This is a genomic window from Clostridium senegalense JC122 (assembly GCF_000285575.1).
Classification (GTDB): Bacteria; Bacillota; Clostridia; order Clostridiales; family Clostridiaceae; genus Clostridium_J; species Clostridium_J senegalense.
This window is the reverse complement of sequence record NZ_HE611050.1, coordinates 695,534-720,488: the sequence shown is the minus strand read 5'-3', so window position 1 is coordinate 720,488 and position 24,955 is coordinate 695,534. Positions and strand designations below refer to the sequence as shown.

Below are 24,955 nucleotides of genomic sequence, written 5' to 3'. Positions count from 1 at the left end.
AGAGTATAACTTTTTAAGTTCTACTCTCTATAATCCATATGGATAAGAAAGAGGGCGATTATAATGGATAACCAAAATACAGTTCAGTTTGATGGAGTAAGAGATAAGAAAGATATGACTAAGATGATATTGACTGACGTATATGATGCCTTAAAAGAAAAAGGTTATAATCCTGTTAATCAACTAGTAGGATATTTAATTTCAGGAGATCCAACATATATTACAAATTATAATGGAGCAAGAGCATTGGTTAGTAAACTAGAGAGAGACGATATATTAGAGGAAGTTTTAAAAGCTTATCTAGATATAAAATAAAAATGCCTTATTGGCATTTTTATTTTAATTTTTTAATGAAACTAATATAGTAATAGGAATGATATACTATATGGTTAGGTTTGCAAAATACATATATCTAAACCTCGTATAAAGTTTATGGTTTTCTGCATATTAAATCATATGAAATTTACCAAAAACAGCTTAGTATATAGTAAAAATTATTTATAATGTATAAAAAATATTTAAAAAACATATATTTTAGAGAAATAGTTAATAACTATTAAATAATTAATTATACATATTTATTTTTATAAATTAATTTTATATAATAAAGTAAAATTAAATTTACTTCACTTAAAATTAAGTATTATATATAAAATGGCTAAGATCTTTTATTATAGCTATAAAAAGAGTGAATTTTAAAATTTTAATAAAACCACAATTTATAATTATATTTGTATAGGAATAAAAGTTCGAGTTAAAAACATATATAAAATCATTATTAGATAGAAAATAAAAGAATTTTAATAAATATCAATAATACAATATATTCTTTTGTTTAATTGAAAAATTTTGCTTTAAAAAGACATAAATTGAATTTAAATATAGAGAATTATAATTATAGTGTGTAAGCATTAAAATAAAAACTTAATTCATAAAGCCTTTAAAATCCTAAAGTATAATCCTAAAGTGAAATTTTATTAAAGAATATGTATGATAACAATTTCACATTAAGATCTATTCAATAACTTTAAAATGTTTTTATACAAAATTAAGTATTGAATTTAAAAGGTAAGAAAGCGCCCAATTATTTTAGGTATTTAAGCTTTGAAAGAAATAATTTTAAGAGTAAAACTAAAGTGTTAAAAGTAAATAAAAATTTTAAATTTTATCATAATATAAACATATTTAAAAATATGAGCATTTGATTTTATATAATTATTAATATATATTAAATATATTAGGGAAGTAAAAACATATGCAAAAATATTGTCTTATGAGAAATATGTTTAATTTGCAAATGAAAATATGATGTATGAAATTTCTATACTTTTAAAGATTAATTTTACAATTAAAATAGTTTTGGCAATATGTTAAGTTTAGAGCGGAAAATTATTTAAAATAGTGTATTTATTATTAACATATAAAGAGTATAAGTTTTAAAACGTTAATTTGAAATTTACGTTTAATTTTAAAGAAAAATATGTGTTTTATAGATTTTTATATCTAAAACATGATTAGGAGACTAAAATGATGAGAATATTAGGATTAGATGTAGGGGATAGAACTATTGGAGTTGCAATAAGTGATCCCTTAGGTTTTACAGCCCAAGGAATAACTACAATTAAAAGAAAAGGGCTAGAATATGATATGAATGAGTTAATGAAAATATGTGATGAATATAGTGTTGAAAAAATTGTTTCAGGTCTTCCTAAAAATATGAATGGTACTGTTGGAGAACAAGGTGAAAAAGTGAAGCAATTTTGCGAAGAGTTAAAAAAACATACAGATAAACCAATAATATTTTGGGATGAACGTTTAACAACAGTAGCAGCACATAGAGTTATGCTAGAGGCAGATTTATCAAGAAGTAAAAGAAAAAAATTAGTAGATAAAATTGCAGCTACTTACATATTACAAGGATATCTAGATAGTATATAAAAAAGGAGAGAATGAATATGGAAAATAAAATGGAAACAATAATGTTAATGGACGAAAACGGAAATGAAATAGAATTTGAAATTGTTGTAAAATTAGACATAGAGGATAAAGAGTATGTTATAGTTACACCAGTTGAATCTGATGAAGAATATGATGTAGCCTTAAGAATAGAGGAAAGTGAAGACGGAGAACTTGTACTAGTACCAGTTGAAGAGGATGATGAATTAGCTTTAATTTCAGAAGCATATGAGGCACTAGAGTTAGAATAATAAAAGAGCATTATCATTTGAAAATTAATATCTTTGTAATAATGAAGATTTCTTTTAATATTAAATTTGTAGAATAAAGGTAAGCACTAGTTTTGTTAGTTGTAGAGGAGTTAAGATAGTTTAGCTTCTTAAATGAAATTTTCATTCATTGAAATTATCATATTAGAAAGATTTACCTATCTGTGAAATATAAATTATTTTAGAGAGGATGTAATATTTTGAGTATGTCTCATGAGAAAATTGAAGATTTAAAAGAGGTTTTAAAAGAAAAAGGATATAAATTAACTCCTCAAAGAAGGGCTATATTAAATGGCATAATAAACAGTGAAGGTAGTCATTTAACTGCAGAGGAGTTATATGACTTAGTAAGAATTGATTGTCCAGAGATAGGACTAGCAACAGTTTATAGAACAGTTCAACTTCTAGAAGAAATGGGAGTTGTTTGTAAGCTTGATTTAGATGATGGTAGAAGTCGATATGAGCTTTGTCAAGGTGACGATAATCATCAACATCATCATTTAATATGTAATGATTGCAATAAAGTTATTGAAGTTCAAGGGGATTTACTTGACGAAATAGAAGAAGTAATAGAAAAAAAATATAAGTTTAAAATAGAAAATCATAGTTTGAAATTTTATGGATTGTGTGAAGACTGTAATAAAGAATAAATGACAAATTAAGATTTTTCATATTTTAGAAATTATTAATTTAGTTAGGAAAAGATATATGGAGAATAAAAATATACCGAATAATAAAACTACTGATGAAAATAAAGTAGTAGATAATAAGGCAATTCATGAAGATAAGGTAGTGAATAATAAGGTTAAAAATAGAGTCGGCTCTAATGGAGGGTTTAAAAAATATAAAAAACCTTATAGAACGTATAACAAAATAAGTGATAAAGAAGAAAATGTGACTGAAAAGGCAGGGAAAATTAAAACTGACAATGTAAATATAAGTAATAGAAAAAAAACTGACGATAATTTAGTAGAGAAAAAACAGTTTAAAAACTCATTGCCAAAGGTAAAAAAAGATACAGTTACAAAAAATAACATTAAAGCTAATAAAGATATGACTAATAAAGATTTAACAGAAAATGAAAATAAAAAAGTGTATATGAAAAAAAATAAAGAAAAAGGAGGGGAGAAAGTGAGAAAAGAGAAAGATAAGATAAAAATTATACCTCTTGGAGGCTTTAACGAGATTGGAAAAAATCTTACTGTTATTGAGTATAAAAATGATATAGTTATAGTTGATTGCGGTTTAAAGTTTCCAGATGATGACATGTTAGGTATAGATGTTGTAATACCGGATGTCACTTATCTTTTGAAAAATAAAGATAGGGTTAAAGGCATATTTTTAACTCATGGTCACGAGGATCATATAGGGGCATTACCATATATATTAAAACAAATAAATGTACCTGTATACGGAACTAAACTAACTTTAGGTATTGTTCAAATAAAACTTAAAGAACATGGTATTTTAAGTACAGTTGATTTAAAGTATATAAAACCTAAAGATATAGTTAAACTTGATAATGTATCAGTAGAGTTTATAAGAACTAGTCATAGTATAGCTGATTCAGTTGCTATAGCAATTCATACTCCAGTAGGAGTAGTGCTTCATACTGGAGACTTTAAAATAGATTACACACCAATAGATGGATGTGTAGCAGATTTAGCAAGATTTGCAGAACTTGGTAAAAAAGGTGTAACAGTAATGTTAGCTGATAGTACTAATGTTGAACGACCAGGGTATACAATGTCAGAAAGTACAGTTGGAGAAAGCTTTGAAAACATATTCTTTTCAGCTAAAGGAAGAATAATAGTAGCTACATTTGCTTCTAATATTCATAGAATACAGCAAATAATTCAAGCTGCAAGTAAGTATGGAAGAAAAGTAGCTGTTTCAGGAAGAAGTATGGAAAATATAATGGCAGTAGCTATAGAACTTGGATATATCAAAATTGATAAAGAAACATTAATCAATGTTGATGCTATATCTAAGTACAATGATAACCAAGTTGCTATAATTACCACTGGAAGCCAAGGAGAACCTATGTCAGCACTTTCAAGAATGGCAGCATCAGAGCATAAAAAAGTAAACATACAAGAAGGAGATACTGTCATAATATCAGCAACACCAATACCTGGAAATGAAAAACTAGTTTCTAAAGTTATAAATCAATTGTTTAAAAAGGGTGCAGATGTTATATATGAGGCATTAGCTGATGTTCATGTATCAGGGCATGCTTGTCAAGAAGAACTGAAATTAATGCATACATTAGTTAAACCTAAGTTTTTTATACCTGCCCATGGAGAATACAGACATTTAAAACAACATGGTGAACTTGCTGTTAAACTAGGTATGCCTGAAAGAAATGTATACTTAGGAGAAAATGGTGATGTTATTGAACTCTCAAGAGATTCTATAAGAAAAGTGTCATCTGTTACATCAGGTCAGGTATTTGTAGATGGATTAGGTGTAGGTGATGTAGGTAATATAGTTTTAAGGGATAGAAAGCATCTATCACAAGATGGAATACTTACAGTAGTTGTTACAATTGAAAAAGATACATGTACAGTTATAGCAGGTCCAGATATAATCTCAAGAGGATTTGTATACGTTAGAGAATCTGAAGATTTAATGGATGGAGCAAGAGAACTGGTTAAACAGGTATTAAAGGAATGTGAAGAAAATAAAATTAAAGAATGGCCAACTATAAAAGGTAATATAAGAGAAGTATTAAGAGGATATCTTTATGAAAAAACTAAAAGAAGACCTATGATATTACCTATAATAATGGAAGTTTAAAAAATAAGCTGTATAAAAATAGAAAGATTTTCTATTTTTATACAGTTTTAGTTTTGTAATAATTATTATGAAGTTATTAATAATTTTAATGGTCACTTAGATATTTACAAGTGTTAAAGCTAAGTGAAGAAATAAAAATTATAGTATTTAAAAGTAATAAATTAAAATACTTATATATTTGAAACTTTATAGTTTCAAAAAATAATGAATTGATTATATAGAAATAAAACTTAACTAAAAGATAAAATTTTATAAAAAGTCATATTGAAAATAGTAGTTAATAATTATTAAATATAAATTTGAATTAAAAAAATCATAATTACATTCAAAAAGAAAAATAAAATTAAAAGTTCGAAAAAAGAATGAAAGAATATGGAGAAAATCAAATTTGAAATTATAAATTAAAAAATAATTTACATATGAGATAATTAAAATATTAAATATTTATATTAGAAATAAAAAATAGTTTTTATATTAAATAAATAGGAAAACTAATAATATTAATAGTTATAAAAAATATATAAAAACATAATAAAAAATTGAAATCTAACTTAAATTTTTATGAAAATTATGTTAAAAAATAAAGTGAAGGTTTATTTTAAATATAATTCTTAAAGAATTAACAATATAATTAATTATAATAAAAGAAATACTTTAAAGTATAAAAATAATAAAAGATTAATGGGAATATTGTAAAAAAATCAAAAAAATTTAACTAAAATTTAGCTAATTGAATAAATATATATATTAAAATTTCTTTGAAAATTATTAAATGATTTATTGTTAATAAAATTAATTGTAAAAGTGCGACTTTAAACAGTTGTATTGTGTATTTTAGTTGAATTTTATGTAAAATTAGAATAAAATTAATTGATAATGTATAATAAAATATTTTTTGTCAAAAATTTATATGTAAGAAGAAATTTAGAACTTAATATAAACATTACAACATTGACTTTTATTAAACATAATATTAGAATAGGTATAGTTAATTTAAATTGGGTACAAGAGCCGTATCCAATTTTATTTTGTACGTGATTTGTAGAAAAAAGAAGAAATTTGGAGGAAATTTAATGGATAAAATAACTAGAGATGATATAAGAAATATAGCTATAATAGCTCACGTTGACCATGGTAAAACAACATTAGTTGATGCGCTATTAAGACAAAGTAAAGTTTTTAGAGATAATGAGAAAGTTCAAGAAAGAGTAATGGATTCAAATGACTTAGAGAAAGAAAGAGGAATCACTATTCTTTCTAAAAATACAGCAGTTCATTATGGAGATGTAAAAATCAACATTATAGATACACCTGGACATGCTGACTTCGGTGGAGAAGTTGAGAGGGTTTTAAAAATGGTAGATAGCGTTCTACTAGTTGTAGACTCTTATGAAGGTGCAATGCCACAAACTAAATTCGTTCTTAAAAAAGCTTTAGAGCTTGAATTAAAACCAATAGTTGTAATAAACAAAATAGATAAACCAAATGAAAGAGCAGCTGAAGTTATAGATGAAGTGTTTGACTTATTTGTTGAGCTTGGAGCTTCAGATGAACAATTAGATTTTACTGTAATATATGCTTCTGCTAGAGATGGAATTGCTAAAGCAGAATTAGAAGATGAATCAGATAACATGGAAGCTTTATTTAAAGCTATAATTGAACACGTAGATCCACCAAAAGGATACGTAGATATGCCATTACAAATGTTAGTAACATCTTTAGATTACAACGAGTATGTTGGAAAAATTGGTATAGGTAAAGTTGAAAGAGGTACTGTAAAGAAAAATCAAACTGTAGCAGTAATGAGAAAAGATGGTACAGTGAAAAACGTTAAAGTATCTAATGTATATACATATAATGGATTAAAAAGAGAAGAAACTGAAGAAGCTAAATTAGGTGATATAGTTGCAGTATCAGGAATTGCAGATATAAATATAGGAGAAACAATAGCAGATGCACAAAATCCAGAGGCACTTCCATTCGTAGAAATAGATGAGCCAACATTAAGCATGAACTTTATTGTTAATAATTCTCCATTTGCAGGTCAAGATGGTGAATTTGTAACATCTAGACACTTAAGAGATAGACTTATGAAGGAACTTGAAACAAACGTAAGTTTAAAAGTTGAAGAAACTGATTCAGCTGATTCATTTAAAGTAAGCGGAAGAGGAGAACTTCACTTATCAATATTAATAGAAACTATGAGAAGAGAAGGATATGAGTTCCAAGTTTCTAAACCAACAGTTATATTTAAAAGCGAAAATGGAAAGAAATTAGAGCCAATAGAGCACTTAACAATAGATGTTCCAGAAGAATTTATGGGAGTAGTTATGGAAAAGCTAGGACCTAGAAAAGCAGAAATGCTAAATATGACTAGTGCTATAAATGGATATACAAGACTTGAATTCACAGTACCATCAAGAGGTCTTATAGGATTCAGAAATGAATTTATGACTGATACAAAAGGTAATGGTATAATGAATAGTATATTAGAAGGCTACGAACCATTTAAAGGTGAAATTCCTGAGAGAAGCAGAGGATCATTAGTTGTATTTGAAAATGGAGAATCTGTAACTTACGGATTAGTTAATGCTCAAGAAAGAGGAGTATTATTTATAGGAGCTGGAATTCCTGTATATCAAGGAATGGTAGTTGGAGAATGTTCAAGAAATGAAGATATAGAAGTTAATGTTTGTAAGAAAAAACATCTTTCAAATACAAGAGCATCTGGTTCTGATGAAGCATTAAAATTAATAACACCAAGAGATATGTCATTAGAACAATGTTTAGAGTTTATAGCTTCAGATGAATTAGTAGAAGTTACACCAAACAACATAAGATTAAGAAAAAGAATTTTAGACCCAGCAATGAGAAAAAGAGCGGCAAAAAAATAAATAATAGAATAATAATGGGGTGAGTCTGTGAAAAAAGGTGTTATTATATCTAGTTTATGCCTAGTGGGGATATTAGTATTAGGAGGAGTCTTTTATAGTCATACTATAAAAGACCCTTTTAAAACAAATGAAGATTTTGTAATTGAGGTACAACAGGGGGATAATTTATATAATGTTATATCACGATTAAAAGATGAAGGCAAATTGAAAAATGTAATAATTCCTAAAATCTATATAAAAAGTTTGGAAAATAAACCAGATATTAAACCAGGTGAATACAAAATAAATAAAAATAGTTCCTTAAAAGAATTTTTATCAGTTTTAGAGGATGCTACTTTAGATCAGAGTAAAGTTCAAATTACAATTCCAGAGGGGTATGATATAACCCAAATAGCGTCACTTTTACAGGAAAAAGGTATAATAGAAAAAGAAATTTTCTTAGAATCATTTAAGAATTATACTGTTCCAACATATATAAAAGCCGATAATAAAGTGAAATATCCTATGGAAGGATTTCTATTTCCAGATACATATACTTTAAAAAAAGGAAGTAGTGGAGAAGAAATCATAAAAGTTATGAACGACAGGTTTAATGAAGAAATAGAGGAAATTACAAATGATAAAAAACTTTCAGATGAGGAACTGTACAAAATAGTTACTATGGCATCTATAGTTGAAAGAGAAGCTAGCAACCCAGAAGAAAGGGATGTTGTAGCATCAGTTTTTTATAATAGGATAAATAAAAATATGAAATTTCAATCATGTGCTACAGTACAATATGCATTAGGTGAACACAAAGAAAAATTGTATGAAAAAGATTTAACGATAGAATCTCCTTATAATACATATTTAGTTGATGGTATGCCAATAGGACCTATAAGCAACCCAGGCAGAGAGTCTTTAAAAGCAGCAATTAATCCTAAATCAACTAACTATTTGTATTTTGTATCAAATAATGACGGAACACATTTTTTTACAGATGATTACAATGAATTTTTAAAAGTTAAAGAAAAAACCCAAGGTTTTTAAAAAAAATTATTTAGTCTATTATTAACAATCTAAGAAGATGGAGGATATTTATGAGTGGAGTTACTTATGAATACATGGAAAATTATTTAAGAAATCTTATCCCTGATGATATAGGTATTTTAAAAGAAATGCATGACTTTGCGATGGAAAATAAAGTGCCAATAATTCAAAAGGAAGGGGCTAAGTTTTTACAATTTATGGTTAACTTTAAAAGGCCTAAAAAGATTTTAGAACTTGGAACTGCCATAGGTTATTCCTCTATTTTAATGAATTTAGCATCAGGAGGTAGTTGTGAAATTACAACTATTGAAAGAGATGAAAATATGTTAAAAATAGCAAGTGAAAATATAGAAAAGTATGGTTTGCAAGATAAGATAACAGTGCTTCCAGGAGATTGTTTAGAAGTTTTAGAAAAGCTAAATGATAAATATGATATGATATTTATGGATGCAGGGAAGGGCCATTACAATCATTTTTTACCTCATTGCTTAAGATTATTAGAAAAAGATGGTATAATTGTTGCAGATAATGTTCTTTTTAGAGGAATGGTAGCCTGTGATGATCTTGTTAAAAGAAGAAAAATAACTATAGTTAAGAGGATGAGAAGTTACTTGGATATGGTTTCAAGTGATGAAAGCTTAGTAACAACAGTAATACCAATGGGCGATGGTATTGCACTTACTGTAAGGAGGAATGAAAATGATAAGACCAGAGATATTAGCTCCAGCAGGTAATTTAGAGAAACTAAAAACTGCTATAAACTTTGGCGCAGATGCAGTATATTTAGGTGGGAGTAAACTAAACTTAAGGGCATTTGCAGATAATTTTTCCAATGAAGAGTTAAAAGAGGGTATAAAATATGCTCATGACAGAGAGAAAAAAGTTTATGTGACATTAAATGTTTTTCCTCATAATGAAGACTTAGAAGGCTTAGAAGAATATCTTAAAGAACTTTATGAGTTAGGAACTGATGCTATAATTGTTTCAGATCCAGGAATTATCATGACTGCAAGAGAAGTTGTACCAGAGTTAGAAATACATTTAAGTACTCAAGCTAATAATGTAAATTATAAGTCTGCTATATTCTGGCATAAGCAAGGAGTTAAAAGAATAGTTTTAGCAAGAGAATTAACTCTAGAAGAAGTTACAGATATTAAAAATAAAATACCAGAAAGTTTAGATTTAGAAATATTTGTACATGGTTCTATGTGTATGTCTTATTCAGGTAGATGTTTATTATCAAATTATATGACAGGAAGAGATTCTAACAGAGGTGCCTGTGCTCAGCCTTGTAGATACAAATATAAGCTTGTTGAAGAAAAACGAAATGAAGAATATTTTCCAATAATGGAAGATGATAGAGGAACGTACATAATGAATTCAAAAGATTTATGTATGATAGAGTATATTCCTGAGCTTGTTAAAACTGGTTCAGTTTCATTGAAAATTGAAGGCAGGATGAAGAGTGCTTATTATGTTGCAACTGTAGTTAAAGCTTACAAAGAAGCTTTAGATACATATATGAAAGATCCAGAAGGGTATAAGTTTAATCCTAAGTGGTTACAGCAATTAGATAGACCAAGTCACCGAAAATATTATACAGGATTCTATTTAGGAGATAAGGATAGTCAAATATATGAATCTTCTTCATATATTAGAAATTATGACATAATTGGAATAGTAAAAGATTTTAATAAAGAAGAAGGTATAGCAACTATAGAACAAAGAAACAAAATTTTTGATAATGATACTGTAGAAGTCTTAAGACCTGTTGGTGATAATATAGAAGTTAAATTAACAGAAATGAAAGATGAAAATGGTAAAAAAATAGAGTCAGCACCTAGTGCACAAATGATATTTAATGTGAAAGTTGATACTGAATTAGAAAAAAATGACATACTTATAAAGGCCAAGGAGGAAAAAAAGTAATGAGCCGACCAGTTTTAATAGGAATTACCGGCGGAACGGGTTCTGGAAAGAGTACTATTGCAAAGGAAATATACAAAAAGTTTGGAGAAAATTGCATAGCAATGATAGAGCAAGATTCTTATTATAAAGATCAAAGTCATTTAACTCCAGAAGAAAGAGTTAAAACTAACTATGATCATCCAAATGCATTTGATACAGAACTATTAATCCAGCAATTACAAAGTCTTATAAATGGAGAGAGCGTAGAAAAACCAATATATGATTTTGAAATTCATAATAGAAAAAGTGATGAAACGGTAAGAGTTGAATCAAGAGATATAATTATTGTTGAAGGAATATTAGTTCTTCAAGAAAAAAATCTAAGAGACATGTTAGATATAAAAATATATGTAGACACTGATGCAGATGTTAGATTCATAAGAAGAATGGTAAGAGATGTTAAAGAAAGAGGAAGAACAATAGATTCTGTTATAACTCAATATTTAACGGTTGTAAAGAAAATGCATGAAGAATTTACTGAGAACACTAAAAAGTATGCAGATATAGTAATTCCAGAAGGTGGCCATAATAAAGTTGCCATAGACATAATAAATGCTAATATAGATCAAATATTACAACAAAAAAATAATTAACATTAATTAGGAATAGAACACTTTACTATAGTCAATAATTTGATTATGGTGAGGTGTTTTTTTATGAGAAGAAAAAGAAAAGTAAAAAAATTTATAGTTATAAAAAATACGATTTAAAAAAAACTATTAAAAATAGAACTTATATAGTAACAATAGTATTTACTGCCATATATTTAGGGTTAATATGTAGGTTATATTATATTCAAAATTATAAAGATAATACCTATGCTGTCATGGCAGATAAACAATATTATTATGAAGAAAAGATAAGTAATATAAATTACAAGCTATTAGGTAGAAATAATGAGGACTTGTTTAATTATGAAAATAAATATTATATAGTTGTAGATCCTATGACATTTATAAATATGAATAATAATACTGATGATAATAGTATTAAAACTGTAATGTATATATTGAGAAATTATGATAAAGAATATGATTTATATCAAATACCTTATATGGATAAAAATAAAAAATATACTTATGAAGTAGATAAAGAAACTTATGAAAAAATTAAAAATTATACTGATGTAAATGGAGTTTATGGATATATAAGTAAAGATGCATTAATAGATAAAAATTGGAAGCTAGAAAATATTATAGCATCTCCTAAGAATTATGATGATGAAGAATTTAAGGATAAAGATTCTCTTGAAATAAAAGTATATAATATGATTAAAAATAATAAATTTCCAAAAGTAATTTATGAAAAAAATGTAGATGGTAAAATAATAAGTGAGAAATTTATTGAGCCTAATGAAAATATAAATGTTAAACTGACTATTAATAAGAATGCTGAAACCTTAATAGAAAATATCTTAAAGGATAATTTATTAAAAAAATATCCTCAAGTAGGTGTGTGTTTAGTGGAAAGTAGTACTGGAGAAATTCTCTCTATGTGCCAAAAAAATGATAACATTTCTAATGTAAACATAGGTGTTCCAAGTAGTAATGGATTTTTAGTTGGATCTGTATTCAAAACTATTGTGTTAGAGGGAGTATTAGATAGAGAGAGCCACTCATTAAAAGAAAATCTTGATATCAAACATATATTTCCTAAAAGTAATGAACATAAAAGCAGATATAATTTAAGTGAAGCATATTTATATTCATCTAATGATATTTTTGCTCAATTAGGTTGGGATTTAGGCAGTGATACTATGATTAGTTATGCTGAAAAACAAGGGTTAACAAGTAAAGTTTTAGGATTATCAGACGAAAAATGTGGAACATTTGACAATATTGATGATAAAGAAAATATAGGTTTTATAACTAATACATCTATAGGCCAAACTTTAAGAACAACACCAATAGCATTAACATCTATTCCAAGTGTAGTAGTTAATGATGGGATTTATATAAAACCTAATATAATAAAGGGATATGTGGATAATGAAAATAATGTAATTCAAAATGATGAAGTAGAAAAAAAACAAGTAATAAATGAGAAAACAGCTAATTTACTAGAAAAAGAAATGATTAAGGTAATAAAATCTACAGATGGAACAGGAAGAAATGCAGATGTTAAAGGTATAAATATGGGTGGTAAAACTGGAACAACTGAATATTTTATTAAAGGAAAAGAATACTCAGATGGATGGTTCGCAGGTTTTTTTCAGCATAAAAACAAGTATTATTCATTAGTAGTATTTATACCTGAAATAGATATCAAAGAGGATGCAGGTGGAAGAACTTCTGCATTAGTGTTTAAAAAAATAGTAGAAGAGTTAACAAGTAAAGAAATTTTATAAATTAGAAAGACAGTTTAAAAAATAATTAATAATTTTATTTTTAAACTGTTTTTTTATGTTTATAAGTAAAAATATGTACTAATTTGTAGAAAGTTAATTTATGAGTGTAAAATGAAAAATATTTCAAATTAATTTTAAAATTTTTTAAGGTGGACAGGCTACTTTTTAATATAACCATCATATTATTATAATAAGCACTATTAGGGGGAACAACTATGGTTTTCTTCAATTGGTTTCTTAATGTAATTGGAGAAGTTACATTACTGACAGCCTATGTATCTGGAAGTAGTTCTTTTCCGCAGCCGTTAAATGACAAGGAAGAAAAAATTTACTTACAAAGATTTAAGGAGGGAGATTTAGAAGCTAAAAATGTTCTAGTAGAAAGAAACTTAAGGCTGGTAGCTCATATAGTAAAAAAGTATTCATTTCCAGGAAAAGAAGTAGATGATTTGATTTCTATAGGTACAGTAGGCTTAATAAAAGCTATCGATTCTTTCGATATGTCAAAAGGAACAAGACTTGCAACTTATGCAGCAAGGTGTATAGAAAATGAAATATTGATGTTAATTAGAAATAATAAAAAGACAAAAGGCGAAGTATATCTTCAAGACCCAATAGGTGTAGATAAAGAAGGCAATGAAATTTCATTGATGGATATATTAAGTAGCGATAAGGATTCTATTGCAGATATAGTTGAAAATAAGATACAAGTAAAAAAACTTTATTCAAAGATTAATACAACATTGCAAGAACGAGAACGGCTAATAATAGAAATGAGATATGGACTTATAGATGGTAAATCAAAAACACAAAGGGAGATTGCTCAAATATTAGGAATATCAAGGTCATATGTATCCAGAATAGAAAAACGAGCATTGAAAAAACTATTAAAGGAATTAAATAGTTCGGAAAAACAGAAAAAATAATCTGATAAACTAAATTAATTTAGAGTGTATATTTATTAAAAATATTTTATATTTATAATGAAATTATGAAGTCATTTGCAAAACATATTTATAATAATATATAATTTATTTATATTATGTTATAGATAGGTGGCAAGGAAATGTATAGTGGATTGCTAGGAAAAAATATAAAATATAGTCTTTCTCCGTTAATTCATAATAAAAAGTATAAAGAAGATAGTATACCATTAGAATATAAAATTTTTGATGTAGATGAAAATAGTCTTGATATATTTGTTAATAAAGCTAAAAAAGATTTAATAGGTTTTAATGTAACTATTCCATATAAAGAGTCAATTATAAAATATTTAGATGGTATTGAATATCCAGCAAATAAGATAGGTGCAGTGAATACAGTAGTAAATGTAAATTCTAAACTAATTGGTTATAATACAGATTATTTTGGATTTATATTAAGCTTAGAAAAAGAAAATATTAAATTAAAAGGTAAAAATGCTTTAATTATAGGCAGTGGCGGAGCAGCCAAAGCAATTATTTATGCACTTAAAGATTTGAAAATAAAAACCATAGATATTGCACTTAGAAATGAACAAAGCATAAGAGAACATAAAGCTTATATTAGTAAAACTATAAATATACATGAAGAATTTGATTTAACAGAATACGATATAATTATAAATTGTACTCCAATTTCAGGTGCAAATCATCCAAATGAAACACCAATAAGTATAAAAAAATGTAATTCTAAAAAAATATTCTATGACCTAAACTATGAACCAAAAAATACGCTTTTTATGAAAGTTGGAGAAGAATACGGTTGTCGCGTATTAAATGGTTACAGTATGCTTTTGTATCAAGGATATAAAGCAATTGAAATATGGAAAAAATATTTAAAAGAGAACACATAATTAATGTGTTCTCTTTTAACATGAAAAAAATGTAAATTTTTAATTGAACTTATTATATATTAAGGATATAATTTTAAGTGTGATAAAGATTAAATATTCTTTAATTTTGGTGATTTTCCTTGGAAATATACTAAGTTTTTTAAATTAAAAATTTTATTCTATAATTAAGGATTAAAAACAAAAATTTAATTAATTAGTATTAAAGTGAAATATTGCATTTTACTTGTAAAGCAATTATACTGAAAATAGGATGTTTATATTTATATATAAACATTTTATAAAAAGTTAATTAAGATTAAAGGAAAAGAGGATTTCTTGTTGAATATGTACTTTTGAAGCTTCTCTTAAAAGGGGGGTAATTTAAGTGAACAATTACATAGTTGGAATAGACATTGGTGCATCAAAAATATGCGGTGTAGTTGGAAATTTAGATAGTGCAGGAAAGCTTCAGGTTCTAGGTGTAACTACAAGCAAATGTAATGGTGTGAAAAAATCTGGAGTTTCAGATTTTGAAAATACATCCAATGCAATCAAAGATGTAGTAACCCAGCTAGGAAATATTATCAATACTAATATACATGGTGTGTATATATCTATACCGGTATCTTTATGTGAAGTAATTGAAAAAAGAGAGATATTGACTTTATCTTCCCAAGATAGAGAGATAACCAGTGAAGATATTGAAAATCTAAAAGAGTTAATAAGACTAGAGGTTAAACAATCTACCAATAAAGAGGTTCTAAAAATAAATCTTTTAGAATTTAAGATAAATGATGTTGGTAACATAAATAATCCTCTAGGGTTGTTAGGAAAAAATTTGGAGGTGGTTTCACAGGTAATAGTTGCATCTAAAGAAATTGTGAATCTTTATAAAAAACCGGTGGAAGACATAGGTATTAAAATTTTAGGATTTACAGTTGATTGTTTAGGTGTATGCAAAGATACATTAAGTGAAACTGATGTACAAGATGGAGTAGCAATTATAGATATTGGAGCAGAAACATCAGATGTTGTAATATATAAAAAAAATAAATTAGAATATGTTGCAAGCATTGGTCTAGGCGGAGATACTATAACGAATGATATAGCTATTTGTTTAAAGATTTCTAAAGATGATGCTGAAAGCTTAAAGATAAAAAGTGGACGTATTTATAAAGAAAACATCGATAATGGGGAAAAAATAAAGATTTATTCTTTAAAAGATGGACAAACTATAGAAATAGACTATGTTATGTTAGTGGAAGTAATTTATGAAAGAGTTAAAGAGATAATCAAGTTAATCAAAGAAGTTTTGGTTGATTCTGGATATTATAATCAAATTAAAACTGTTGTTTTATGTGGTGGAGGTGTTTCGCTTTATAGAGGAATAACTGATTTGATTGAAAAAGTGGTAGAAAAAGAATGTAGAGTAGTTACGCCTTCATATGTAGGAGTTGCAAATCCAATCTACACAATAGCAACAGGAATAATAAAGGAATTGTCTTTACAATTAAACAATGATATTGAAAAAGAAGCAGATAATAAAGTAGTAATTCAAAAAGATGAACAATTAAAGAAGAATAAGGATGACATTAAATTTTTATCCAAATTTAAAGCGTTTTTATCAGATTTTTTCTAATGAGGAGGTAGTATTGTGCTAGATTTTGATGTTCAAGACAGGGAGTTATGCAATATAAAGGTTATTGGATGTGGAGGCGGAGGAAACAACGCTGTAAATAGAATGATAGAGGAAGGCTTGAAAAATGTTGAGTTTATAGGAATTAACACTGATAAACAAGCGTTAGCATTATCAAGAGCTACAGAAAAGATACAATTAGGAGAAAAACTTACTAGAGGACTAGGAGCTGGTGCTAATCCAGAGATTGGAAGAAAAGCAGCAGAAGAAAGTAAGGAAGAAATAATTCAATTGCTAAAAGGTGCAGACATGGTGTTCATAACTGCCGGAATGGGTGGAGGAACAGGAACTGGTGCAGCTCCAGTTGTAGCAGAAATAGCAAAGTCTATGGGAATATTAACAGTTGGTGTTGTAACAAAGCCATTTTCATTTGAAGGCAGAAAAAGAATGTTACATGCAGAACAAGGTATTAAGGCTCTTAAGGAATCTGTAGATACATTAGTTACAATTCCAAATGAAAGACTTTTAACTATGGTAGATAAGAAAACTACTTTAGTTGATTCTTTTAGAAAAGCAGATGATGTTTTAAGACAAGGTGTTCAAGGTATATCTGACTTAATAACAATACCTGGAATAATTAATTTAGATTTTGCTGATATTAGTACAATAATGTTAGACAAAGGTCTTGCACACATGGGTGTTGGATATGGAAACGGCGATAATAGGGCGCAAGAAGCTACTAGAGAGGCTATATCTAGTCCTTTATTAGAAACATCAATTGTCGGAGCAACAGGTGTATTATTGAATATTACAGGTGGAGCAGATTTATCATTACTAGAGATAAATGAAGCAGCACAAATAGTTCAAGAAGAAGCAGATCCAGATGCTAATATTATATTTGGTGCAGTTATTGATGAAAGTTTAAATGACGAAATAAGAATTACTGTTATAGCAACAGGATTTGAATTAGATGAAGCATCAAAACCATCTCCAACTCAACAGCAAGCAAATAGAACTGAAATGCCATCTAGAGGGGTAATAAATAGTCAAATGCAACCACCACAACAACAAGAAGAAGAGGCTGCAGCTACAAAAACTGTAGAAGAACCAGAATTAGATTATTCAGTTCCAACTTGGCTAAGAAGAAGTGGAAGATAATATAAGAAAATAATATAATATAAATAAGAAAAGAAGAAACTAAAGTTTCTTCTTTTTTTTATGCCTATATTAACAAAAGATTAATTATTTTTTATTCCCATATAAGTTTAAGAAGTTACTATTTTTTTGATTATATTAAGAGACTTTGTATATATTGATAAAGGAAAAAGTGAAAATATTATGCAATTTGACGAAAAAGACAATTAATATAGAAAAATACAGTTGTGAGTTTTTACAAAATTTACCACTATATATATGTATAATAAGTATAAAGGAGTGAGTAAATTTGGTTTTGTATTTAGATGAACTAATATTAGAAAACTTTTTAGTGAATTTATTTCTACTTCAAATAACATTTCGTACGATTAAAAAACGATGTACTTTAAAACGACAGATATTAGCTGCATTTTTAGGGAGTTTATATGTAATTGTCATAATATTCCCAGCACTGAGATTTTTAAATAATAAAATAACAAGTGTTTTAGTTGCATTTCTAATGATTTTAATTTGTACCAATAATAAAAAATTTTACTTGAAAGGAACTTTAATTTATATAGGATATTCTATGGTTTTAGCAGGGACTACATTTTATTTTTCGATAGGCAATAAAGGTATCAATAATTATATATTTAAATTTAATTATAAAAAATTAGCTTTATCAGTAATGGTTATTTATTTAATTATTGATAGATTAGTTTTTTATATAAAGGATAGAAAGTTAATGCATCAGTATATATATGATGTAGATGTATTGATAAAAGAAAAAAAATAAAATTTAAAGGTTTTTTAGATACAGGAAATGAACTTAGGGAGCCTATAACAAATTTGCCAGTTATAGTAGTTCAAAAAAATATATTAGAGGGGGTAGATATAAAAGATTATATAAAATATTCAATAACCTATTCGGTGGTAAATGGTAATTTAGGGAAATTGCAAGGGTTTAAGCCAGACAGTGTAACCATTAATGAAAATGGACAAAAAATAACTAAAGAAGTAATTTTAGCATACTGTGATAATCAATTAAGCTACAGCAAAGATTATGGTGCATTATTGCCAAGGGGAATTTTAGTTTAATAGAGGAGGGGTATTTTTGAACTTAAAGATGTTTTTAAAAAGGATTGTTGAAAAGGTAAGTAGTTTTTTAGGTAAGTTTAAATTTTTTAAAAATAATATTTATTATATAGGGGGAAGTGATGCATTACCACCACCGCTTACCAAGGAAGAAGAAGAGGAATTGGTAAAACAATTAGTAGGTGGAGATGAAAATATAAGAGCGACTTTAATAGAAAGAAACTTGAGACTGGTTGTTTATATAGCAAGGAAATTTGAAAATACAGGAGTTAATGTTGAAGATCTAATTTCAGTTGGAACTATAGGGCTTATTAAAGCTGTAAATACTTTTGACCCAGAAAAAAAAATAAAGCTTGCTACATATGCATCTAGATGCATAGAGAATGAAATTTTAATGTATTTAAGAAGAAATAGTAAAATAAAGACAGAAATATCTTTTTATGAACCACTAAATATAGATTGGGATGGGAATGAATTATTGTTATCAGATATTTTAGGTACTGAAAATGATATTGTATATAACCTTATAGAAGATGAAGTGGATAAACAATTATTGTTATTGGCAATGGATAGATTAAATGATAGAGAAAAAGAAATTGTAGAATTAAGATTTGGATTAAATGGATGTAATGAAAAAACACAAAAGGAAGTTGCTGATATGCTAGGAATATCACAGTCTTATATATCTAGACTTGAAAAAAGAATAATAAAAAGATTAAAAAAAGAAATTAATAAAATGTTATAAGGTTTGTCCCGAGTATAAAAATTATTACATCAGGAAATAATTAAAATGCAATTACTCTGAAGGGAATGATGACCTTATGATAATAAACAAAGTAGAAATATGTGGAGTAAATACATCGAAATTGCCAGTATTAAAAGAAAAGGAGATGAGAGAACTACTTTTTAAAATGCAAAATGGAGATGATAGTTGTAGAGAAAAATTTATCAAAGGCAATTTAAGATTAGTTCTTAGTGTTATACAAAGATTTAATAACAGAGGTGAAAATGTAGATGATTTATTCCAAGTTGGGTGCATAGGTCTTATAAAAGCAATTGATAACTTTGACTTAAGTCAAAATGTAAAATTTTCTACTTATGCTGTGCCTATGATTATTGGAGAAATTAGGAGGTATTTAAGGGATAATAACTCAATTAGAGTTAGTAGATCTCTTAGAGATATTGCATACAAGGCACTCCAAGTTAGAGATAGACTAGTAAATAAAGATAATAAGGAACCTACAGTATCTCAAATAGCTAAAGAATTAGAGATACCTAAAGAAGAGGTGGTCTTTGCTTTAGATGCTATCCAAGATCCAGTTTCATTATTTGAACCGATTTATCATGATGGAGGAGATGCCATTTATGTTATGGATCAAGTAAGTGATAGTAAAAATTTAGATGATAGTTGGCTTGAAAATATATCTATAAAAGAAGCAATGAAGAAGTTGACTGATAGAGAAAAATTAATATTAAATTTAAGATTTTTTGATGGTAGAACTCAAATGGAAGTAGCAGATGAAATTGGAATATCTCAAGCTCAAGTATCAAGATTAGAAAAAACAGCATTAAAACATATGAGAAAATACGTTTAGAGCCTAAAAAGGCTCTATTTTTTTATAAAATGTAATATAAATTTTCTTATTAACATATAAATAGTACAAGCTAGCTAGTATAGATTTTAAATTATAAAATTTGTACATTACAAAACTTGGATATCTAAAATAGTGAAACATGCTCCAAATTACTTAGAGTTTAATAATAAATAAAATTAGTGAATAAATTTAAATCTGAGCCTGTTTCTCTATAGAAGTTATTAATTTAAATAAAGCACTAAATAAAGGAGTGGGAGATAAATGGAAAATTCAATGTATGCTATAAATAGCTTGAAAATGATGGAGGTAATAGATATAAACACTGGAGCTAAACTAGGCTTTATAAAGGATTTGAGAATAAATTGTGATGAGTATAGAGTAACATCAATAGTACTTCCTACTCAAAAAACTGGATGGTTTATGAAAAATACTGATATAGAAATACCTTGGGAAAAGATAAGGAAAATAGGATTGGATGTAATATTAATTGATGGTGATGGGATAATAAGTTTTGATGAATAAAATAAATTTATAAAAATTTTATAGAAATTTATTTTAATATGTGTATAATAAGAATATAATAAATTCTTTAGGAAAGTAGTGAATTGATGTGAGATGTCCATTTTGTAGTAGCGAAGACAGTAAAGTTGTAGATTCTAGATCAACTGAGGATAATTTGGCTATAAGAAGAAGAAGAGAATGTCTTTCTTGTAATAAAAGGTATACTACATATGAAAAAATAGAAGAAATGCCTATATTAGTAATTAAAAGAGGCCAACATAGGGAATTTTTTAATAGAGAAAAGTTAATAAGAGGTATAGTTACTGCTTGTCAAAAGAGACCAGTAACAAGGGCTATTATAGAAGATATAGCTAATGATATAGAGAAAAGTTTAAATAATAAAATGATGGTAGAAATAAAATCCGAAGAATTGGGAGAAATGGTTCTTGAAAAATTAAAGTATATAGATGAAGTTGCATATGTTAGATTTGCATCTGTATATAGGCAGTTTGATGATATAGATACTTTTATTCAGGAAATTGATAAATTAAGAAATTTAAAATAAAACACTATAATTTTTGTAGTGTTTTATTTTTATATATGGGAATTTAAACTCAATACGTAATTTGAATGTATTTTATTTTAATATAGTTTTATAGTTTTTAGAAAAAGGGGGAAGATAAAATGGAAATTAAAAATATGAATGGTTATGAATTCTTAGCTTTTCAAAATGACTGTGCAGAAATAATATTTTCCACTGCAAAACAAGGATTAAATTTAAATAAAAATTTAAAAGTAGGTTTAGAAAATTTAGATAAAGTAAAGAAATTTTTCAAGTTAGATAATTTAGAATACTTAAATCAAATTCATAGTGATATAATATATAGTTATAATGAAAAATCTATAAAAGGATTAGATGGAGATAGTATTATAACTAACAAAAAAATATAGGAATAGGGATATTTACAGCTGATTGTGTTCCTGTTATTATTGTAGATAATAAAGAGAAAGTTATAGCTGCTATACATAGTGGGTGGAAAGGTACATATGAAAAAATAGTATTAAAAACTATAAATAAGATGATAAAAGATTATAATATAAATCCTAAAGATTTAAATGTATATATAGGACCACATAACAGATCATGTTGTTATGAAGTTAGTGAGGAACTTATTGAAAAATTTAAAGAGGTAGATATTTATAAAAACATAAATATAAATCAAGGAAGATATTTAGATTTAGAAAAATGCATTTTTTACTCAATTGGATTTAATAGGAGTGAAAAAAGAAAATATAAATACAATTAAACTTTGTACTTATTGCTGTAAGAAGTATAAATTATACTCTTATAGAAAAATAGATGAGAGGGAGGGTAGGCTATTTTCATTTGTATATATGAAATAGCAATTTTATGGCGGAAAAAAAAATTTTAGTTGTTGATGATGAAGAACATATATTAGAACTTATAAAATTTAATTTAAAAAAGGAAGGTTGTAATGTAATTACAGCTAACACTGGTGATTTAGCATTGAAATATGTAAAAGAAAATCACCCAGACTTAATATTATTAGATCTTATGTTACCTGGAATTGATGGATTAGAGGTATGTAGGATTATTAGAAAAGATCCAGAAATTTGTGAAATACCTATAATAATGATAACTGCTAAAGGTGAAGAAATAGATAAAATATTAGGATTAGAATTAGGTGCAGATGATTATATTACTAAACCATTTTCAGTAAGAGAATTAGTTGCTAGAGTAAAAGCTATATTAAGACGAACAGGAAGCAAGAAGGATAATTCTAATTTTAAATTTGATAATATTACTATTAATTTTGATAAGCATGAAGTAAAAATAGATGGACAAAGAATTGAATTAACTCTTAAAGAATTTGAGTTGCTTGAGATTCTTATAAAAAATGAAGGTAAGGTAGTAACTAGAGAGGTGTTACTTGATAAAATTTGGGGTTATGAATATGTTGGAGAAACTAGAACAGTAGATGTTCATATAAGACACTTAAGACAGAAGATAGAGAAAGATGATAAAAATCCTAAATATATTCAAACTATAAGAGGAATAGGATATAGATTTAATTATGAAAAAAATGAAATCTAATGGATCTATGAAAAGAAAAATAACAGTTTTTATACTTGGAGCTATAGTTTCAGTATTAATATTAGTTACTATATTGTTTTTAAATGTTTTAGATTATCAAAGGCAGGAAAATGCAAAAGAAACTTTTAAAATATATGCCAATGCCATAAATGGATTAATAGAAAGAGATATAAGGGAAAAGGATAAGATAGATTTTATTAGAGAACTAGAAAATGAAGAAATAAGAGTAACAATTTTAAAAAATGATTTAACTTTAATTTATGATTCAGTAAAAGATAACAATTATGACAAAAAAGAAGAAGTTAATAGGGCTTATAAATATGGTGAAAGTTTTTTGATAAGAAGGAGTAATCATTTAAATTCAGACACAATATATTATGCTAAAAAATACGAAAATCATATAGTAAGGATATCAAGGTTAGATAAAATAGTGGAAAATGTTGATAGAGCATATATAGCATTATATGTAGCACTTGTAATTACAACATTGATTTTTTCCGTATGGATAGCATCTAAACTTTCTTATGTAATAGCAAAACCTATAAGTGACCTTCAAAAGATAACATCAATGATTGCAGATGGAGAATTAGATAGAAGAGTAAAAATAACTACAAATGATGAAATTGGCAAGCTAGGGCAATGCTTTAATGGAATGGCTAATAAATTGGAATTCACGTTAAATGAAGTTAAAGAAAAACAAAATAGACTTTCAGCAATACTACAAAGTATGGATAGTGGATTAATTGCTATAGATATAAATAATAAAGTTATAATGCTCAATGCATATACTAAAAAAATATTTAATATAGACAGAGATGTTATAGGAGAGAACATAAATAATATATGTAAAGATTTTGACATGAATATGTTATTTGAAGATTTAGATAAAAATTATAAGGAAATAAAAATAGAAATTTCAAATGAGACATACCTTAGAGTGAGAACTGCTGAAATCATAAATAGAAGTCAACATATTGGAAAAGTTGCAGTAATACAAGATGTCACCGATGTAAAAAGGTTAGAGAATGTAAGAAGTGAATTTGTAGCAAATGTATCCCATGAATTAAAAACACCACTTACTTCTATAAAAGGATTTACAGAGACTTTGAAATATGTAGAAGATGAAGAAACAAGAAATAAATTTTTAGGAATTATAGAAGAAGAAAGTGATAGATTAACAACATTAATATCAGATATATTGATTTTATCAGATATAGAAAGACAGATAGATTTAAAATTAGAACAAGTAGATGTAAATGTTGTAATAGAAAATGTTTATGAACTTATGAAAAATTTTGCTCAAACAAAAAATATGAATTTAAATATGGAAATTAATCAATTAAATATAGTTGTGGCAGAAAAAGATAAACTAAAACAAATGATAATAAATTTAGTTGATAATGCAATAAAATATTCAGAGGGAAATAATGTGGTAATAAGAACTAAGAATGAAAAAAATGGATGCATAATTGAAGTAGAAGATGATGGAGTTGGAATAGCTAGTGAACATTTACCACGATTATTTGAAAGATTCTATCGTGTAGATAAAGACAGATCAAGGTCCAGTGGAGGAACAGGATTAGGATTGGCTATAGTTAAACATATAGCATTAAAGTTTGATGCAAATATACAAGTTGAAAGTAATTTGGGGAAAGGTACCAAATTTCAAATATGGATACCTTATGAAAAAATGTGAAATATTTGAAAATAGTTACAAACTAGTGTACTATAGTAATTATAAAGTGTTATTATAGAACACTAAAAATAATGATAATTATCTCCTAAATATAATTTATGTCTCAA

Annotated in this window: 24 protein-coding genes and 1 pseudogene; all 25 read left to right on the top strand. The window is 26.6% G+C overall.

Translation table 11 applies throughout. The features are described from left to right. Positions 1 to 63: 63 nt before the first annotated feature. The 25 genes and pseudogenes from CSGHG_RS04005 (at position 64) to CSGHG_RS03895 (ending at position 24,848) form a co-directional block, all read left to right on the top strand. Positions 64 to 315, top strand: coding sequence for an IreB family regulatory phosphoprotein (locus tag CSGHG_RS04005; RefSeq protein ID WP_010292904.1), 252 nt, complete (start codon positions 64 to 66; stop codon positions 313 to 315). Positions 316 to 1,530: 1,215 nt separating this feature from the next. After that, positions 1,531 to 1,938 (top strand): Holliday junction resolvase RuvX, encoded by a 408-nt coding sequence (gene ruvX, locus CSGHG_RS04000; RefSeq protein WP_010292903.1) that lies wholly within the window; start codon positions 1,531 to 1,533, stop codon positions 1,936 to 1,938. A gap of 17 nt (positions 1,939 to 1,955) precedes the next feature. Continuing rightward, a complete protein-coding gene (locus CSGHG_RS03995; protein WP_010292902.1) occupies positions 1,956 to 2,207 on the top strand; it encodes a DUF1292 domain-containing protein in 252 nt (83 codons plus the stop codon). A gap of 224 nt (positions 2,208 to 2,431) precedes the next feature. After that, positions 2,432 to 2,875 (top strand): Fur family transcriptional regulator, encoded by a 444-nt coding sequence (locus tag CSGHG_RS03990; RefSeq protein ID WP_010292901.1) that lies wholly within the window; start codon positions 2,432 to 2,434, stop codon positions 2,873 to 2,875. Between the two features lie 448 nt (positions 2,876 to 3,323). Continuing rightward, positions 3,324 to 5,024 carry a ribonuclease J gene (locus tag CSGHG_RS03985; protein WP_026022215.1) on the top strand — a complete coding sequence of 567 codons (1,701 nt, stop codon included), beginning with the start codon at positions 3,324 to 3,326 and terminating at the stop codon, positions 5,022 to 5,024. Between the two features lie 1,073 nt (positions 5,025 to 6,097). Then, positions 6,098 to 7,918: a translational GTPase TypA gene (gene typA, locus CSGHG_RS03980; RefSeq protein WP_010292897.1), complete on the top strand. Its 1,821-nt coding sequence runs from the start codon at positions 6,098 to 6,100 to the stop codon at positions 7,916 to 7,918. A gap of 27 nt (positions 7,919 to 7,945) precedes the next feature. Continuing rightward, positions 7,946 to 8,947: an endolytic transglycosylase MltG gene (mltG, locus tag CSGHG_RS03975; RefSeq protein WP_010292896.1), complete on the top strand. Its 1,002-nt coding sequence runs from the start codon at positions 7,946 to 7,948 to the stop codon at positions 8,945 to 8,947. 50 nt (positions 8,948 to 8,997) lie between these two features. Further along, complete coding sequence (locus CSGHG_RS03970; RefSeq protein WP_010292894.1) at positions 8,998 to 9,681, top strand: O-methyltransferase; 684 nt, start codon at positions 8,998 to 9,000, stop codon at positions 9,679 to 9,681. Further along, complete coding sequence (locus tag CSGHG_RS03965) at positions 9,647 to 10,876, top strand: peptidase U32 family protein (protein ID WP_010292893.1); 1,230 nt, start codon at positions 9,647 to 9,649, stop codon at positions 10,874 to 10,876. Before CSGHG_RS03970 ends, CSGHG_RS03965 begins: the two co-directional genes overlap by 35 nt. Further along, positions 10,876 to 11,508: a uridine kinase gene (gene udk / locus CSGHG_RS03960; protein ID WP_010292891.1), complete on the top strand. Its 633-nt coding sequence runs from the start codon at positions 10,876 to 10,878 to the stop codon at positions 11,506 to 11,508. The genes CSGHG_RS03965 and udk overlap by 1 nt, the downstream gene beginning before the upstream one ends. A 53-nt stretch (positions 11,509 to 11,561) precedes the next feature. Then, on the top strand, positions 11,562 to 13,262 hold the full coding sequence (locus tag CSGHG_RS03955) for a penicillin-binding transpeptidase domain-containing protein (RefSeq protein WP_010292889.1): 1,701 nt from the start codon (positions 11,562 to 11,564) through the stop codon (positions 13,260 to 13,262). A gap of 215 nt (positions 13,263 to 13,477) precedes the next feature. Next, entirely contained in the window at positions 13,478 to 14,188 is a 711-nt protein-coding gene (sigK, locus tag CSGHG_RS03950) for an RNA polymerase sporulation sigma factor SigK (RefSeq protein ID WP_010292887.1), read from the top strand. 140 nt (positions 14,189 to 14,328) lie between these two features. Next, positions 14,329 to 15,096: a shikimate dehydrogenase gene (aroE, locus tag CSGHG_RS03945; protein WP_010292885.1), complete on the top strand. Its 768-nt coding sequence runs from the start codon at positions 14,329 to 14,331 to the stop codon at positions 15,094 to 15,096. Between the two features lie 364 nt (positions 15,097 to 15,460). Further along, on the top strand, positions 15,461 to 16,714 hold the full coding sequence (ftsA, locus tag CSGHG_RS03940; protein ID WP_010292884.1) for a cell division protein FtsA: 1,254 nt from the start codon (positions 15,461 to 15,463) through the stop codon (positions 16,712 to 16,714). Between the two features lie 15 nt (positions 16,715 to 16,729). Next, on the top strand, positions 16,730 to 17,869 hold the full coding sequence (ftsZ, locus tag CSGHG_RS03935) for a cell division protein FtsZ (protein WP_010292881.1): 1,140 nt from the start codon (positions 16,730 to 16,732) through the stop codon (positions 17,867 to 17,869). Between the two features lie 328 nt (positions 17,870 to 18,197). After that, a pseudogene (locus CSGHG_RS25020) lies at positions 18,198 to 18,943 on the top strand (sigma-E processing peptidase SpoIIGA). A gap of 28 nt (positions 18,944 to 18,971) precedes the next feature. Next, entirely contained in the window at positions 18,972 to 19,685 is a 714-nt protein-coding gene (gene sigE / locus CSGHG_RS03925) for an RNA polymerase sporulation sigma factor SigE (protein WP_042316041.1), read from the top strand. A gap of 76 nt (positions 19,686 to 19,761) precedes the next feature. Beyond that, positions 19,762 to 20,535, top strand: a complete 774-nt coding sequence (gene sigG, locus CSGHG_RS03920) for an RNA polymerase sporulation sigma factor SigG (RefSeq protein ID WP_010292874.1) — start codon at positions 19,762 to 19,764, stop codon at positions 20,533 to 20,535. 261 nt (positions 20,536 to 20,796) lie between these two features. After that, complete coding sequence (locus CSGHG_RS03915) at positions 20,797 to 21,057, top strand: YlmC/YmxH family sporulation protein (RefSeq protein ID WP_010292873.1); 261 nt, start codon at positions 20,797 to 20,799, stop codon at positions 21,055 to 21,057. An 88-nt stretch (positions 21,058 to 21,145) separates the two neighbouring features. Beyond that, a complete protein-coding gene (gene nrdR, locus CSGHG_RS03910) occupies positions 21,146 to 21,601 on the top strand; it encodes a transcriptional regulator NrdR (RefSeq protein ID WP_010292871.1) in 456 nt (151 codons plus the stop codon). 119 nt (positions 21,602 to 21,720) lie between these two features. Further along, positions 21,721 to 21,987 (top strand): hypothetical protein, encoded by a 267-nt coding sequence (locus tag CSGHG_RS24835; protein ID WP_328284723.1) that lies wholly within the window; start codon positions 21,721 to 21,723, stop codon positions 21,985 to 21,987. Further along, positions 21,984 to 22,343: a purine nucleoside phosphorylase YfiH/LACC1 family protein gene (locus tag CSGHG_RS24830; protein WP_328284730.1), complete on the top strand. Its 360-nt coding sequence runs from the start codon at positions 21,984 to 21,986 to the stop codon at positions 22,341 to 22,343. Before CSGHG_RS24835 ends, CSGHG_RS24830 begins: the two co-directional genes overlap by 4 nt. Continuing rightward, positions 22,315 to 22,440: a laccase domain-containing protein gene (locus tag CSGHG_RS24825; protein ID WP_328284722.1), complete on the top strand. Its 126-nt coding sequence runs from the start codon at positions 22,315 to 22,317 to the stop codon at positions 22,438 to 22,440. Before CSGHG_RS24830 ends, CSGHG_RS24825 begins: the two co-directional genes overlap by 29 nt. Positions 22,441 to 22,447: 7 nt before the next feature. Next, complete coding sequence (locus CSGHG_RS03900) at positions 22,448 to 23,152, top strand: response regulator (protein ID WP_010292870.1); 705 nt, start codon at positions 22,448 to 22,450, stop codon at positions 23,150 to 23,152. Further along, on the top strand, positions 23,133 to 24,848 hold the full coding sequence (locus tag CSGHG_RS03895) for a HAMP domain-containing sensor histidine kinase (RefSeq protein WP_010292869.1): 1,716 nt from the start codon (positions 23,133 to 23,135) through the stop codon (positions 24,846 to 24,848). The genes CSGHG_RS03900 and CSGHG_RS03895 overlap by 20 nt, the downstream gene beginning before the upstream one ends. Positions 24,849 to 24,955 lie beyond the last annotated feature (107 nt).

Coding starts and splice junctions, on each gene's coding strand:
- sigG (WP_010292874.1), top strand. CDS start 19,762: ATGATAATAAACAAAGTAGAAATATGTGGAGTAAATACATCGAAATTG.
- CSGHG_RS24835 (WP_328284723.1), top strand. CDS start 21,721: ATGGAAATTAAAAATATGAATGGTTATGAATTCTTAGCTTTTCAAAAT.
- udk (WP_010292891.1), top strand. CDS start 10,876: ATGAGCCGACCAGTTTTAATAGGAATTACCGGCGGAACGGGTTCTGGA.
- CSGHG_RS03895 (WP_010292869.1), top strand. CDS start 23,133: ATGAAAAAAATGAAATCTAATGGATCTATGAAAAGAAAAATAACAGTT.
- CSGHG_RS03995 (WP_010292902.1), top strand. CDS start 1,956: ATGGAAAATAAAATGGAAACAATAATGTTAATGGACGAAAACGGAAAT.
- CSGHG_RS03970 (WP_010292894.1), top strand. CDS start 8,998: ATGAGTGGAGTTACTTATGAATACATGGAAAATTATTTAAGAAATCTT.
- CSGHG_RS03990 (WP_010292901.1), top strand. CDS start 2,432: ATGTCTCATGAGAAAATTGAAGATTTAAAAGAGGTTTTAAAAGAAAAA.
- sigK (WP_010292887.1), top strand. CDS start 13,478: ATGGTTTTCTTCAATTGGTTTCTTAATGTAATTGGAGAAGTTACATTA.
- ruvX (WP_010292903.1), top strand. CDS start 1,531: ATGAGAATATTAGGATTAGATGTAGGGGATAGAACTATTGGAGTTGCA.
- CSGHG_RS03965 (WP_010292893.1), top strand. CDS start 9,647: ATGATAAGACCAGAGATATTAGCTCCAGCAGGTAATTTAGAGAAACTA.
- sigE (WP_042316041.1), top strand. CDS start 18,972: ATGTTTTTAAAAAGGATTGTTGAAAAGGTAAGTAGTTTTTTAGGTAAG.
- typA (WP_010292897.1), top strand. CDS start 6,098: ATGGATAAAATAACTAGAGATGATATAAGAAATATAGCTATAATAGCT.
- CSGHG_RS03985 (WP_026022215.1), top strand. CDS start 3,324: ATGAAAAAAAATAAAGAAAAAGGAGGGGAGAAAGTGAGAAAAGAGAAA.
- aroE (WP_010292885.1), top strand. CDS start 14,329: ATGTATAGTGGATTGCTAGGAAAAAATATAAAATATAGTCTTTCTCCG.
- CSGHG_RS03915 (WP_010292873.1), top strand. CDS start 20,797: ATGGAAAATTCAATGTATGCTATAAATAGCTTGAAAATGATGGAGGTA.
- CSGHG_RS03900 (WP_010292870.1), top strand. CDS start 22,448: ATGGCGGAAAAAAAAATTTTAGTTGTTGATGATGAAGAACATATATTA.
- CSGHG_RS04005 (WP_010292904.1), top strand. CDS start 64: ATGGATAACCAAAATACAGTTCAGTTTGATGGAGTAAGAGATAAGAAA.